The organism is Amycolatopsis australiensis (assembly GCF_900119165.1).
In the GTDB taxonomy this organism is placed as follows: domain Bacteria; phylum Actinomycetota; class Actinomycetes; order Mycobacteriales; family Pseudonocardiaceae; genus Amycolatopsis; species Amycolatopsis australiensis.
Genome location: NZ_FPJG01000006.1, coordinates 3,601,605 through 3,614,572, shown reverse-complemented (window position 1 = coordinate 3,614,572; position 12,968 = coordinate 3,601,605). Strand labels below are relative to the sequence as shown.

The 12,968-nt window shown below is 72.5% G+C and carries 12 protein-coding genes; 7 read left to right on the top strand and 5 right to left on the bottom strand.

Annotated elements, in window-relative coordinates; all coding sequences use genetic code 11:
- Positions 1 to 29: 29 nt before the first annotated feature.
- A complete protein-coding gene (hrcA, locus tag BT341_RS18515) occupies positions 30 to 1,055 on the bottom strand; it encodes a heat-inducible transcriptional repressor HrcA (protein ID WP_072477502.1) in 1,026 nt (341 codons plus the stop codon).
- 229 nt (positions 1,056 to 1,284) lie between these two features.
- On the opposite strand from hrcA, the gene BT341_RS18510 reads away from it, so the two are divergent.
- The 4 genes from BT341_RS18510 to BT341_RS18495 are packed head-to-tail and all read left to right on the top strand — an operon-like array spanning position 1,285 to position 3,717.
- Entirely contained in the window at positions 1,285 to 1,665 is a 381-nt protein-coding gene (locus tag BT341_RS18510) for a YbaB/EbfC family nucleoid-associated protein (RefSeq protein ID WP_177328844.1), read from the top strand.
- Complete coding sequence (locus tag BT341_RS18505) at positions 1,665 to 1,982, top strand: type VII secretion target (protein WP_072477500.1); 318 nt, start codon at positions 1,665 to 1,667, stop codon at positions 1,980 to 1,982. Before BT341_RS18510 ends, BT341_RS18505 begins: the two co-directional genes overlap by 1 nt.
- Positions 1,979 to 3,184, top strand: a complete 1,206-nt coding sequence (locus tag BT341_RS18500) for a PPE domain-containing protein (RefSeq protein WP_072477499.1) — start codon at positions 1,979 to 1,981, stop codon at positions 3,182 to 3,184. Before BT341_RS18505 ends, BT341_RS18500 begins: the two co-directional genes overlap by 4 nt.
- Positions 3,181 to 3,717 (top strand): hypothetical protein, encoded by a 537-nt coding sequence (locus BT341_RS18495; RefSeq protein ID WP_072477498.1) that lies wholly within the window; start codon positions 3,181 to 3,183, stop codon positions 3,715 to 3,717. The genes BT341_RS18500 and BT341_RS18495 overlap by 4 nt, the downstream gene beginning before the upstream one ends.
- A gap of 2 nt (positions 3,718 to 3,719) precedes the next feature.
- Here BT341_RS18495 and BT341_RS18490 read toward each other — a convergent pair whose 3' ends face one another.
- Positions 3,720 to 5,210 (bottom strand): CoA-acylating methylmalonate-semialdehyde dehydrogenase, encoded by a 1,491-nt coding sequence (locus tag BT341_RS18490; RefSeq protein ID WP_072477497.1) that lies wholly within the window; start codon positions 5,208 to 5,210, stop codon positions 3,720 to 3,722.
- Positions 5,211 to 5,344: 134 nt separating this feature from the next.
- Between BT341_RS18490 and BT341_RS18485 the strand changes: the two genes are divergently transcribed.
- Entirely contained in the window at positions 5,345 to 6,979 is a 1,635-nt protein-coding gene (locus tag BT341_RS18485; RefSeq protein WP_072477496.1) for a PucR family transcriptional regulator, read from the top strand.
- 28 nt (positions 6,980 to 7,007) lie between these two features.
- Positions 7,008 to 7,370 carry an SSI family serine proteinase inhibitor gene (locus BT341_RS18480; protein ID WP_245805013.1) on the top strand — a complete coding sequence of 121 codons (363 nt, stop codon included), beginning with the start codon at positions 7,008 to 7,010 and terminating at the stop codon, positions 7,368 to 7,370.
- Positions 7,371 to 7,461: 91 nt separating this feature from the next.
- Here the strand turns inward: BT341_RS18480 and BT341_RS18475 are convergent, their stop codons facing one another.
- The 3 genes from BT341_RS18475 to BT341_RS18465 all read right to left on the bottom strand — a co-directional run bounded on the left by BT341_RS18475 (position 7,462) and on the right by BT341_RS18465 (position 11,166).
- Positions 7,462 to 8,850, bottom strand: a complete 1,389-nt coding sequence (locus BT341_RS18475) for a DUF4153 domain-containing protein (protein WP_245805012.1) — start codon at positions 8,848 to 8,850, stop codon at positions 7,462 to 7,464.
- A gap of 661 nt (positions 8,851 to 9,511) precedes the next feature.
- Positions 9,512 to 10,495 (bottom strand): HAMP domain-containing sensor histidine kinase, encoded by a 984-nt coding sequence (locus BT341_RS18470; RefSeq protein ID WP_072477494.1) that lies wholly within the window; start codon positions 10,493 to 10,495, stop codon positions 9,512 to 9,514.
- Positions 10,492 to 11,166, bottom strand: a complete 675-nt coding sequence (locus tag BT341_RS18465; RefSeq protein ID WP_072477493.1) for a response regulator — start codon at positions 11,164 to 11,166, stop codon at positions 10,492 to 10,494. The genes BT341_RS18470 and BT341_RS18465 overlap by 4 nt, the downstream gene beginning before the upstream one ends.
- Positions 11,167 to 11,407: 241 nt before the next feature.
- On the opposite strand from BT341_RS18465, the gene BT341_RS18460 reads away from it, so the two are divergent.
- Positions 11,408 to 12,961, top strand: a complete 1,554-nt coding sequence (locus BT341_RS18460) for an NCS1 family nucleobase:cation symporter-1 (RefSeq protein ID WP_072477492.1) — start codon at positions 11,408 to 11,410, stop codon at positions 12,959 to 12,961.
- The last annotated feature ends 7 nt before the right edge of the window (positions 12,962 to 12,968 follow it).

Sequence of the window (12,968 nt, the reverse complement as noted above, 5' to 3'; positions counted from 1 at the left end):
TCTCTGCTTCTCCTTCTGCTCTGCCCGGCTCAGCGGCCGGCCAGGATCTGCCCCACGTAGTTGGCGACCGCGCGGACCGCGGCGATCGTGCCGGGGTAGTCCATCCGGGTCGGGCCGACCACCCCCATGCCGCCGAGCACCACGTCGTCGCGGCCGTAGCCGATGGAGACGACCGAGGTGCTGCGCATCTGCTCGTCTTCATTTTCCTCACCGATGCGCACCGTGATCGCACCGGGGTTGCGCGCGGCGGCCAGCAGCTTGAGCACGACGACCTGCTCCTCGAGGGCTTCGAGGACCTGGCGCAGCGACCCGGGGAAGTCGGCGACGTTGCGGGTGAGGTTGGCGGTGCCGCCGAGGACCAGGCGTTCCTCCGGGTGCTCGGCCAGCGACTCGACGAGCACCGTGGTCACGCGGATGAGCGCGTCCCGCAGCTCGCCGGGCGATTTCTCGGGCAGCTCGGCGACGCGGGCGGAGGCCTCGTTGAGCCGCCGCCCGGCCATGGCCGCGTTCAGCACGGTGCGCAGCCGGGTCACGTCTTCTTCGGTGATGATGTCGCCGAGGTCGACCGTGCGCTGGTCGACGCGGCCGTTGTCGGTGATGAGCACGAGCATGAGCCGCGCCGGGGTGAGCGGTACCACTTCGAGGTGGCGCACCTTGGCGTTGGTCAGCATCGGGTACTGGACGACGGCGACCTGGCGGGTCAGCTGGGCGAGCAGCCGGACCGAGCGCCGGAGGACGTCGTCGAGGTCGGTGCCGCTGTCGAGGAAGGTGGTGATGGCCCGCCGCTCGGCGGCCGACAGCGGCTTGATCTCCGAGAGCCGGTCGACGAAGAGGCGGTAGCCCTTGTCGGTCGGGACGCGGCCGGCACTGGTGTGCGGCTGGGTGATGTAGCCCTCTTCCTCGAGGGTGGCCATGTCGTTGCGCACGGTGGCGCTCGACACGCCCAGGTTGTGCCGTTCGACGATCGCCTTGGAGCCGACCGGCTCCTGGTTGGCCACGTAGTCGGCCACGATCGCGCGCAGCACTTCGAAGCGGCGCTCCTCCGCGTTGGCCACCGGTTCCTCACCTACCTCGCTCGCTGCCCACCCCGAGTTTACGGAAGCCTGAGCCGGTTGCGCTCAACGCGGGCCGCGCGCGGCGGGTAAAGGGCACGCAAATGGATCCCCATGCATTGTTTTCGCGACTTGAAAGGGGAACCGAAAACCGGTTTCCTCCCTCTGATCCGCGTCCCTTCCCCCGACTTCCGAGGTCGCCGTGAACCGAATTGATCCCGCTTCGGCGGAAATGCCCGAAATCGTCCGGCGCGCGGCCGAGGCCAAGGCGCGGCTGCAGCACCTCTCCGCGACCGCCACGAGCCCCGACGGCGCCGTCACGGTGACCGTCAACACCAGCGGTGCGCTGCAGGAACTCAGCTTCGGGCCGCGCGCGGACGAGCTGCCGCGGACCCGGCTGGCGGAGGCGGTCCTGGCCGCGGCCCGCCGCGCGCAGATCGACGCGGCCCAGCAGCTGACCAGCGTCATGGCGCCGGTGATCGGCGACGACAGCGCGGCGATGTCATTCCTGCGGGAACAGATCCCGGCGCCCGAATCGCCGGCCGGGGAACCGCGCCGGAAACCGCCGTCCGACGACGATTTCGGCGGCCCGATCCTGCGCCGGGGGCTGTGATGGCGATGAAGGTCGACTTCGACGTCCTCGGCGGGCACGAGGGCGAGATCCGGGAGATCGCGGACAAGGTGCAGCAGGCGCTCGACGCCGCGGGCACCGCGCAGGCGCTCGACTTCGACGCGTTCGGGCTGGTCGGGCAGGTGTTCGCGATCCCGATCCAGGCGTGGCTGGCCACCGCCGACAGCTTCCTCGCCGCGGCCGTCGAGGCCGGGCACGAGGTGGCCGACCGGGTACGGACCGCGCACACCGCGTTCCGCGAGCACGAGCAGGCCACGAAGTCCCTGATCGAAGGCATCGGCAAGGAGCTGCCCGCATGACCGAGACGCAGGAGAACCCGCTGGTCGCGACCGCCGAGTCGCCGGGCGGCTTCTGGAGCGGCATGGGTGACGGCTCGAAGGGCGAGCCGGACAACCTCAACGCCCAGACCGGCGGCGCCGGGATCTTCAACGACGCCGCGGCCACGCTCACCGACGCCCGCAACGGCGACTGGGGCAACTTCGCCATGGACGTCGGCACCGACGCCCTCGACCTGCTCGGCGCGGCGATGGACCCGCTCGGCACGCTGGCCAGTGCCGGGGTCGGCTGGCTGATCGAGCACATCAGCTTCCTCAAGGACGGCCTCGACAAGCTCGCCGGCAAGCCCGAGGCGATCACCGCCAAGGCCGTGACCTGGACGAACATCGCGAAGCAGCTCACCGCGACGGCCGAGCAGTACGAGCAGCGGGCGAAGCAGGTCCAGCAGTCCTTCAGCGACTGCGGGTCGGCCGAGGCGTACCAGAAGACGGCCGAGAGCTACGTCGGCGTCCTGCGCGGTGCCGCGTCGCACGCCGAGGGCGCGTCGACCGCCATGAACATCGGCGCCGCGCTGGTCGGCACCGAACGCGGGCTGATCCGCGACATGATCTCGTCGTTCGTGGGCGAGCTGATCGTCAAGGCGCTGGCCGCGCTCGCCGCGTCTTGGTGCACCTTCGGCGGGACGATCGCGGCCTTCATCGCCGACACGGTCGTCGAGGGCGGGGTGCTCGCGGAGAAGATCAGCACGCGGATCGCGAAGGTCGTCGAGAAGCTGGAGAGCCTCGCGAAGGGGGCCGGCAAGTCGAAGGCGGCCCTCGAAGGCGCGGCGAACGCGCTGAAGAAGGCCGGGAAGGCGGCTGACCGGATCGTGGACCGCAGCGTCGAGACGGCGGCGAACATCGAGCGGAAGGCCGGTGAGCTGAAGCAGGCGGGCCGGGAGGCGGACTCCGCCGCCGAGACGGCCGAGCGGTGGAGCGACGCGGCGAAGGAGCACGTGCCCGGCCGGGAGAAGGTCGAGGGCCTCGGCGACCGGCTGTCCGACGACGGCCGCAGCTTCCTCAGCCAGAAGCAGTGGCGCGAAGGCGACGGCGTGCCCGGGTTCAACCTCGCCGACGGCGTGGGTGTGGGCGCCGAGGCGCGCCGGCAGGAGAACGAGCAGTTCGACCGCTACCACGAAACCCGGGAAGCTTACGAGAAGGAACACCCGGAGGGCGAAGGCGAGTGACCACGGCGGAGCGGGCGGAGGTGGAGCTGGCCAACCGGCAGGGCCGGCTCCACCCGTCGCAGCGGGGGCAGGTGCTCGACGGCACGTTCTGGCTGGCCGCGGTCCTCGCGGCCGCCGGGCTGGTCACGGCCGTGGCCCTGCCGGTCACGAGCCTCGAGACCCGGTTCGGCGCCGGCCTGGCCGCGGCCTCCCTGGTCGCGGCGCTCGGCCCGGCGGTCCCGATCCTGGCCCTGGCCTGCTGGCTCGCGTTCGTCTGCGGGCGACGGCTCGCCGACGTGCGGGAGGGCAGGCTGGTCGCGATCACCGGCTGGACGCACGACTTCGGCAGGCAGCGCCCCGACCGCGCGTACCCGATCGTGCTGCGCACCCGGCTCAGCAAGGGCCTGAACGAGCAGTACTTCCTCGTGGCGGGCGGCAAGGAGTTCCGGCTCTACCGGCTCTCCGGGCTGCGGGAGCGGATCCAGGCCGAGCGGAACAACACCGTCTACCTCACCCCGCGGAGCAAGCTGCTGATCAACGTCCTGCCCGCCTGAGGCTAGGAGTTGCGCGGGAAGCCCAGGTTGACCCCGGCGTGCGAGCGGTCCGGCCACCGCGACGTGACCACCTTCGTCCGCGTGAAGAAGTGGAAGCCCTCGGGCCCGTACGCGTGGCTGTCGCCGAACAGCGAGTCCTTCCAGCCGCCGAAGGAGTAGTAGCCCACCGGGACCGGGATCGGGACGTTCACCCCGACCATCCCGACCTCGACGTCGCTGGAGAACCGCCGCGCGGCCGCGCCGTCGCCGGTGAAGATCGCCACGCCGTTGCCGTACGGGTTGGCGTTGACCAGCTCCAGCGCGTCGTCGTAGGACGCCGTGCGCGCCACCGACAGCACCGGGCCGAAGATCTCGTCGGTGTAGATCGACATCTCCGGGCGGACGTGGTCGAACAGCGTCGGGCCGAGCCAGAACCCGTCGCCCGGCACGTCGATGCCGCGCCCGTCGACCACCAGCGACGCGCCCTCCCGGACCCCGGCGTCCACATACGACGACACGCGCGCGTGGTGCGCCTTGGTGACCAGCGGGCCCATCTCCGACTCGGGGTCGCGGCCGTCGCCGACGCGCAGCCTGCCCATCCGCTCGGTGATCTTCGCGACCAGCTCGTCGCCGACCGGGTCGACGGCCACGACGACCGAAACCGCCATGCAGCGCTCCCCCGCCGAGCCGAACCCGGCCGACACCGCCGCGTCCGCGGCGAGGTCGAGGTCGGCGTCCGGCAGCACGACCATGTGGTTCTTCGCGCCGCCGAGCGCCTGCACGCGCTTGCCGTGCCGGGTGCCGGTTTCGTAGACGTAGCGCGCGATCGGCGTCGACCCGACGAACGAGATCGCCTTCACGTCGGCGTGCGCCAGCAGCCCGTCCACGGCTTCCTTGTCGCCGTGCAGCACGTTGAGCGCGCCGGCGGGCAGCCCGGCCTCGGCGAACAGCTCCGCGATGAACACCGCCGCCGACGGGTCCTTCTCGCTCGGCTTGAGCACGACGGTGTTGCCGCAGGCCAGCGCGTTGGGGACGAACCACAGCGGCACCATGGCCGGGAAGTTGAACGGCGAGATCACGCCGACCACGCCGAGCGGCTGCGCGATCGAGTGGACGTCGACGCCGGTGGAGGCGTTCTCGCTGAACCCGCCCTTCAGCAGCTGCGGGGCGCCGCACGCGTACTCGACGTTCTCGATCGCGCGGGCGATCTCCCCCGCCGCGTCGGACTCGACCTTGCCGTGCTCGCTGGTGATGATCTTCGCCAGCTCGTGCTTGCGCGCGGACAGCAGCTCCCGGAAGGCGAACAGCACCCGCGTCCGCCCGGCCAGCGACGTCCCGCGCCAGCCCGGCAGCGCCGCCTTGGCCGCGGCGACGGCCTGGTCGACCTCGGCCTCACCGGCGAAGTCGACGTGCGCGCGGACCTCGCCGGTGGCGGGGTCGAACACCTCGCCGGTCCGCCCGGCGGTCCCGGTGAACGGCTTGCCGTCGATCCAGTGGCTGATGCGGTCGGTCACGGCAGGCACTCCTTCACTCCGGCAACGTCCCCCCGAGTCTCCGGGCGGGCGCCACGCCAACGCCATCGGCAACGTGTACGGACTCGCTGTCCCGGCCGTACAGTCTGTCCCTGCCGAACACACCGCGAGGAGCCATGTACCCGACCGTCGCCGAGGTGCTCGCGCTGCCGGTGCTGCGCCAGGGCCGCCCGCACGTCGTCGCGGGCTCGGCCGGGCTGGACGCGCCGGTGCGCTGGGCGCACGTCGCCGAGGTCGCCGACATCGCGCACCTGCTGCGCGGCGGCGAGCTGGTGCTCACCACCGGCGTCGCGCTGCCCGACGACGGCCCGGCGCTGGCCCGCTACGTCGCCGACCTGGCCGGGGTCGGCGCGGCGGGCCTGGTGATCGAGCTGGTCCGGCACTGGAGCGACAAGCTGCCCGCCGCGCTGGTCGAGGCGGCCGAGGAGCACGGCCTGCCCCTGGTCACGCTGTCGCGGGAGACCCGGTACGTGAGCGTCACCGAGGCGGTGAACGGCCAGATCGTCGACGCGCAGGTCGCGGAGCTGCGTGCCGCCGAGCGGGTGCACGAGACGTTCACCGCGCTGACGGTCGCGGGCGCCGAACCCGGCGTGGTGCTGGGCGAGGTCGCCCGGCTCACCGAGCAGCCGGTGGTGCTGGAGACGCTCTCGCACGAGGTGCTCGCCTACGACGCGGCGGGCACCGACCCGGCCGAGCTGCTCGCCGGCTGGCCGGCCCGCTCGCGCGTGGTCCAGGTCGGCGAGCGGACCGGCTACCACCCGGGTTCGGGCTGGCTGGTGACCGTCGTCGGCGCCCGCGGCCACGACTGGGGACGGCTGGTCGTCGTCTGCGCCGACCAGCCGCCGCACCGGCACCGGGTGGTGGCCGAGCGGGCGGCGTCGGCGCTGGCCGTGCACCGGCTGGTCGCCAAGGACTCCGACGGCCTGGAGCGGCAGGCCCACCGCGCGGTGCTGACCGAGCTGCTCGCTTCGCCGGCGCCGTCGGCGGAGCTGCTGGCGCGGGCTTCGGCGCTGGCCGTGCCGCTCACCGGGCGGCAGCTGGTCGGCTTGGCGGTGCGTCCGCGGCTGACCGGCGGCCGGCCGGCGTTGTCCACGCCGCCGGTGCTGCGCGAGCTGGCCGAAGCGACGGTGCTGGCGGCGCGCCGCGCGAAGGTGTCGGCGCTGGTCGCCACGGACGAGCTCAGCGTCCGGGCGCTGCTGGCGCTGTCACCGGAGGCGAACGCCGACGCGGTGCTGCACCGCCTCGCCACCGACGTCCACGAGGCGCGGAGCAGCGCGCCCGGCGTGCTGGCGGTCGGGACGACGGTGCTGTCGCCGTCCGACGCGGGCCGGACGCTGCTGGAGGCCACCCAGGTCGCGGCGGCGGCGCTGGGCACCGGTTCCGAGCGGGTCCTGCACCGCCTGTCCGACGTCCGCCTCCGCGGTCTGCTGCACCTGCTTTCGGGCGACGAGCGCGTGACGGCGTTCGCCCGGCGCGAGCTGGGCCCGCTGCTGCAGCGCGACGCGGCGTCCGGCAGCCGCCTGGTCCAGGCGTTGCGGCACTACTGCGAGCAGGGCGGCAACAAGTCGGCGGCGGCCGCGGCGGCACACACGTCCCGGACGGCGTACTACCAGCAGCTCGCCCGCATCGAGCAGGTCCTCGGCGTCCGGCTGGAGGACCCGGAATCGATGCTCTCGCTCTACGTCGCCCTGCTCGCCTGGGACCTCACCCGGCCGAGCGACGAAGACTCACCCGGACGTGGAGCACAGTGATCGCCCCCGGGCTGCCGATGGAACCGATATGGCCATCCTTCCCTTCGCCGCCTGCCTGATGAGCTTGAGCTGCCTGGCGCCCGCGCAGCCGCCGGCGTCGACGCTGCAGCTGACGAGCCACGACACCGCCAACCACATCGGCGCGGTGGTCCTGACCTGCGACCCGCCCGGCGGCACGCACCCCCACCGGGACAAGGCGTGCGCGGTGCTCGACGGCGTCGACGGCGACTTCTCCCGGATCAACGCCCGCCACCAGGCGTGCACGCTGATCTACGCGCCGGTGGACGTGACGGCGGCCGGCACGTGGCGCGGAAAGCCGGTGTCGTACCGCACGACATACCCCAACCACTGCGCGGCGGACCGCGATTCGGACGGCGTCTTCGGCTTCTGACGCGGTTGTGCGCGGAAGCCGACGGGCCGCCCCCACGACGGTCCGGCGGCTTCCGCGTAACCCGTAATCACGGGGCTGCCGGCGGTTCGGTTCAGCCGCACTGACCGAGCGTCACCTCGCGGGCTGTCGCGCGGCTCAGGTTCCAGGCCGGCCAGCCGTCCGGGGTGTCGGTGGCCAGGACTTCGCGCAGCACGCACGTCCGCAGCGGTTCCGGCAGCCGGGCCGACACCACCGGGACGACGTCGGCCGAGAAGCCGGCGAGGTAGTGCGCGTCCAGGGGCTTGCCGCCGGCCGCGCGGTCGAGGTTGGCGTCGGCGATGAGACGTTCGGGGTCGAGGACGGCCAGCGTCAGCAGCGCCGCGGCGGCCGTGCCGATCGCCGCCCGGGGCAGCCATGCCGGGCGCAGCTTGACCAGTGACCCGAGGACCAGCACGAAGACCGCGCCGAACCACAGTTCGCAGACCTCGACGAGCAGCCGCAGGACCGTGAAGCCGTACGCCTCCTGGTATGTCCACATGCGACTCAGTGCCGAGCCGACGAGCACCAGGCTCAGCGCGCTCAGCGCCCCGAGCAGGACGCGCTGCCGGAGCCGGTCGGCCTTGGCCGCGTTCGGGGCCCAGCGCAGGGCCGCCGCGACGATCGCCAGCGTCAGGACGGTGACCGCGCACAGCTGCCAGAAGCCGCTGCGGGCGTACTCGGCGGACGTCAGGCCGCTGGTGCGCAGGACGTATCCGGTGCCGCCGAACAGCACCACCAGCCGTACGCCGACGAAGGCACTGAACAGCAGCACCAGGACGACGAGCGGAACCGTCCACTCCAGACTGTGTCGCGTCCTCTTCGGACTGTCGTTCGACGCGCGACGCGGTGGCGCGGCAAGGAAGTAGCACGACCCGGCGACGACCAACGCGACGACGGCGAACACGCAGCACCAGCGCACGAGGACGTCGACACCGAGATCGGGGATGACAGCGTTGACGACAGCGGCGAAGGCGGCGTCGGCGCTGACGAGCAGCGGTACGAAGACGGCAACGAGCGCGGCGGCGGCGAGGACGGCGAGGGCGATCCGCCGGGCGACACCGTCGCGCCGGGCGGCGAACCGTCCGACGCCGCGCCCGGCCCAGGGGATCGAGCGCAGGGCCTCGACGGGGACGGCAAGCATGTCGTAGCAGACGGAGTGGACGGTCCGTTCCCCGACGACGGCGAGCGACCCGGTGACGACGGCCCCGAGCACGCAGAGGACGAAAAGCCACCCGGAGGCTCGCACGGCACCCATGCCGAGCAGCGCGAGGGCGAGGAAGGCCCACCCGGCACTGCGCCAGGTGAACGACCCGGTCGCCCCGGAACGCCGAGCGGCCCCGAAAACGGCCCCGGCAACGGCCAGCCCGGCGAGCACCCACCCGATCCCAGGTCGATCGACGGGCACGAGCAGGGCCCCGGCGACACCGGCCAGCCCGGCGGCGGGAAGGACGGCGGGCGGCATCGGGACAAGGGCGGACTTGGGCGGCGGAAGGGGCCGCATGAGGACAGGCGCAGCGGCGACGGCGACCCCACCGGCCGCCACTCCGCCTGCCACCCCCGGCCCGGCGGCGGGCGAGGCTGCCTTCGCGGCCGCACCACCCACCGCCGCGCCTGCATACCGGGCCCGCGCCGCTCCCCGCGCGCTACCGCCCAACGCAGCTGCGCCCGAACCGGCTCGCGCAGGCCGCTCAGCCGCAGCCCCGCCCGAACCTGGCCCCGCGGCCCCGCCCGAATCTGGCCCCGCGGCCCGCCCAGCCCCAGCCCCCGCAGCCCCGCCCGAACCTGGCCCCGCGGCCCGCCCAGCCCCAGCCCCCGCAGCCCCGCCCGAACCTGGCCCCGCGGCCACTCCCGAGCCATCTCCAGCCGCGACCCCTGCACGATCCCGCGCAACTGCGCCCGCCTCCCCCTCCCGCGCTCCTCTCCGCGCACTTTCCCCGGCGGCCGCCGCACCCGTCGCATCCTCCCCGGCGACCCCGCGCGCCCGCTTACCCCGCGGCGCGCCCTTCACCGCCTCCGGCTCGCCCGGCTCACCGATCCTGTTCTTCGGCATCTCCACCACTCTCAGCTTCGCATTTGCAAACACCAGCGCCCGCGCAGTCCGATCCGCACAATGCAGCAGGGACCTAACCGGTCGGAAGGGTCACCCGGATACGGCTCCCCGCGCCGGCGGCCACGACCCCGATCGTCCCGCCGTGCAGTTCCACCGCCCACCGCGCGATCGCGAGCCCCAGACCCGTCCCGCCGCCCGACCGCTCCCCGCGCGTGAACCGCTCGAACACGCGCTCGCGGTCCGCCGGGGCGATGCCCGGGCCCTCGTCGCACACGTCGATGCGCACCTCGCCCGGCCGGACCTCCGCCAGCACCTCGACCGAGCCGCCCGCCGGGCCGTGGCGGGCCGCGTTCTCCAGCAGGTTGGCCACCACCTGGAACAGCCGGCCGCGGTCCGCGGTCACCACCGCCTCCGGCGGGCTCACCGACACCGTGAACCGCACGCCGCGTACCAGGGCCGCCTCCGAGACCGCCTCCGACAACAGCGACGACAGCGAGAACGTCGTCTTGTGCAGCGGGATCTCGCCCGCGTCGAGGCGCGACAGGTCCAGCAGCTCCTCCACCAGCGTCGCCAGGCGCTCGGTCTGCTGCAACGCCGTCTTCAGCGTCGCCGGGTCCGGGTCCTCGACCCCGTCCACCAGGTTCTCCAGCACCCCGTTCAACGCCGTGATCGGGGTCCGCAGCTCGTGGGACACGTTGGCCACCAGCTCGCGGCGCTGGCGGTCCGCGTCGCCCAGGTCGGCCGCCATCTGGTTGAACGCCCTCGCCAGCTCGCCCACCTCGTCCCGGGTCGTCGCGCGGATGCGGCGCGTGTAGTCGCCCTTCGCCATCGCGCGCGCCGCCGCCGTCATCTCGCGCAGCGGGCGGGTCATGCCGTGGGCCAGCACCTGGGACAACAGCAGCGCCAGCACCATCGCCGTGACCGTCGTCCTCGGCGGCAGCCAGCCGATCTGCCAGTTGAAGAACGCGAACGCGATCCCGCCGGACGCGACCATCAGGATCGCCAGCTTCAGCTTGATCGACCGGATCCGGTCCAGCGGCCGCGGCACGAGGTTCACGAGCCCGCCTCCAGCGCGTAGCCGACGCCGTGCACGGTCCGGATGAGGTCCGCGCCGAGTTTCCGCCGCAGCGCCTTGATGTGGCTGTCGACCGCCCGGGTGCCCGCCGACGTGCCGTGCACGTCCCAGTCCCACACCTCCGACAGCAGCCGTTCCCGCGGCTGCACCACCCGGGGCCGCCGCGCGAAGTACACCAGCAGGTCGAACTCGATCGGCGTCAGCTGCGCCGCGACGCCGGCCCGGGCGACGCGCCGCTGGTCGACGTCGATCTCGAGGTCGCCGAGCACGATCCGGGCCCCCGAAGCACCCGACGACGACCGCTGCACCCGCCGCAGCAGCGCGTGCACCCGCGCGGTGAGCACCCGCATCGAGAACGGCTTCGTGAGGTAGTCGTCGGCGCCGACCCCGAGGCCGACCAGCATGTCCGTCTCGTCGGCCCGCGCGGTCAGCATGAGCACCGGCACCGGCCGCCGTCCCTGGATCCGGCGGCAGACCTCCAGGCCGTCGAACCCCGGGAGCATGACGTCCAGCACCACCAGCTCCGGCTCCCCCGCCGCGTCGGCCTCGACCGCGGCCGGCCCGTCGTGGGCGACGTCCACGGTGAACCCCTCGGCCCGCAGCCGGGCCGCGATCGACGCGGCGATCGTGACGTCGTCCTCGACGACGAGCACCCGCCGCCCACCCAGTTCCATGGTGACGACCTTAGGCACCCCCGGTGGAGACGGTCCGCGCGAACTGTGAAGATCCTGTGGAGACGTTTCGGCCGCTTTGCCGGGATGTGACGGCCGGTCGTGTGACGCACGTCATGCATCCCGCGGCCCGTTCGCGCAATCGACAGAATGCACGCTCAGCCGCGGAAGAGTGAACACTCTGCCGTTGCCCCGGCGATGACCAGGCGCGCAGGATGCCGCAATGGCGCCGACACCCGCATCCGAGCGTGTGCACGACGACGGCCGGGTCGAGCTCGACCCCGCCGGCGTCCGGTCTCTCGAAGGCAGCCGGTTCTTCAACGAGGAGCTGGCCCCCGTCCCCGTCGCGAGACGGACCTGGACCACCTACAACTACTTCGCGCTCTGGATGGGGATGGCCCACAACATCCCCAGCTACGCCCTGGCCGCGTCGCTGATCGCGCTCGGCATGAACTGGGTCCAGGCGCTGATCACGATCACCATCGGCAACCTGATCGTGCTCGCGCCGATGCTGCTCAACAGCCACGCCGGCACGAAGTACGGCATCCCGTTCCCGGTGTTCGCCCGCGCGTTCTACGGCGTGCGCGGCGCCAACCTGGCCGCGTTGCTGCGCGCGTTCATCGCCTGCGGCTGGTTCGGCATCCAGACCTGGGTCGGCGGCGAAGCCATCTACGTCATCCTCGGCCGCCTCCTCGGCTCGGGGTGGCGCGACTCCGCCGTGGTCGCCGGGCAGCACTGGACGCTGTGGCTGTCGTTCGTCGTGTTCTGGATCGGCCAGATGCTCATCATCTGGCGCGGCATGGAGGCGGTCCGCCGGTTCGAGAACTGGACGGCGCCGCTGGTGTCGGTCGGCTTCCTGATCATGCTCGGCTACGTGCTGGTGAAGGCGGGCGGGTTCGGCCCGATCCTGGCCGATCCCGGCAAGCTGGGCTGGGGCGCCGGATTCTGGAAGGTGTTCGCGCCGTCGCTGATGGCGATGATCGCGTTCTGGTCGACGCTGTCGCTGAACATGCCGGACTTCACCCGCTTCGGCGGCAGCCAGCGCAAGCAGGTCCGCGGGCAGGTCCTCGGCCTGCCGACGACGATGACGTTCATCGCGATCGTGGCCATCCTGACCACCTCCGGCGGGCACGTCCTCTACGGCCAGGACCTCTGGGACCCGGCGCAGCTGGCCGACAAGTTCTCCAGCCCGGCCGTCGTCGTGGTCGCGCTAGTCGCGCTGGTGCTCGCCACCATCTCGGCGAACCTGGCGGCCAACGTGGTCAGCCCGTCCTACGACTTCTCCAACGCGTTCCCTAAGAAGATCACCTTCGCCGTCGGCGGTGGGATCACGGGTGTCATCGGCATCCTCATCCAGCCGTGGCGGCTGTACTCGGACCCGAACATCTACATCTTCGCCTGGCTCGGCTTCTACGGCGGCCTGCTCGGCGCGGTGGCCGGGGTGCTCGTCGCCGGCTACTGGGTCGTCAGCCGCACGAAGCTGCGCCTGAAGGACCTCTACACACCCGATGGGGTGTATTGGTTCAGCGGCGGCTGGAACTGGCGCGCGCTGGTCGCCACGCTGGTGGGAGCGCTTCTCGCGGTCGGTGGTGCCTACGGGGGGCCGTTCCCCGCCGACGGCATCATCCCGTTCCTCAAGCCCCTTTACGACTACAACTGGGTGGTCGGCCTGGTCGGCGCGTTCGTCGTCTTCGCCGCTCTCGCCCTGCCCGCACCGAAGGAGGAGTTCAGTGAGCGTGGTTCGAGCCGGATTGATCCAGCAGCGGTGGACGGGTGACAAGGAG

Bases quoted from the DNA above. Each gene is read 5' to 3' on its own strand.
- BT341_RS18510 (WP_177328844.1), top strand. From the start codon at position 1,285: ATGCCCGAAATCGTCCGGCGCGCGGCCGAGGCCAAGGCGCGGCTGCAG.
- BT341_RS18505 (WP_072477500.1), top strand. From the start codon at position 1,665: ATGGCGATGAAGGTCGACTTCGACGTCCTCGGCGGGCACGAGGGCGAG.
- BT341_RS18500 (WP_072477499.1), top strand. From the start codon at position 1,979: ATGACCGAGACGCAGGAGAACCCGCTGGTCGCGACCGCCGAGTCGCCG.
- BT341_RS18485 (WP_072477496.1), top strand. From the start codon at position 5,345: ATGTACCCGACCGTCGCCGAGGTGCTCGCGCTGCCGGTGCTGCGCCAG.
- BT341_RS18480 (WP_245805013.1), top strand. From the start codon at position 7,008: ATGGCCATCCTTCCCTTCGCCGCCTGCCTGATGAGCTTGAGCTGCCTG.
- BT341_RS18475 (WP_245805012.1), bottom strand. From the start codon at position 8,850: ATGCCGCCCGCCGTCCTTCCCGCCGCCGGGCTGGCCGGTGTCGCCGGG.
- BT341_RS18460 (WP_072477492.1), top strand. From the start codon at position 11,408: ATGGCGCCGACACCCGCATCCGAGCGTGTGCACGACGACGGCCGGGTC.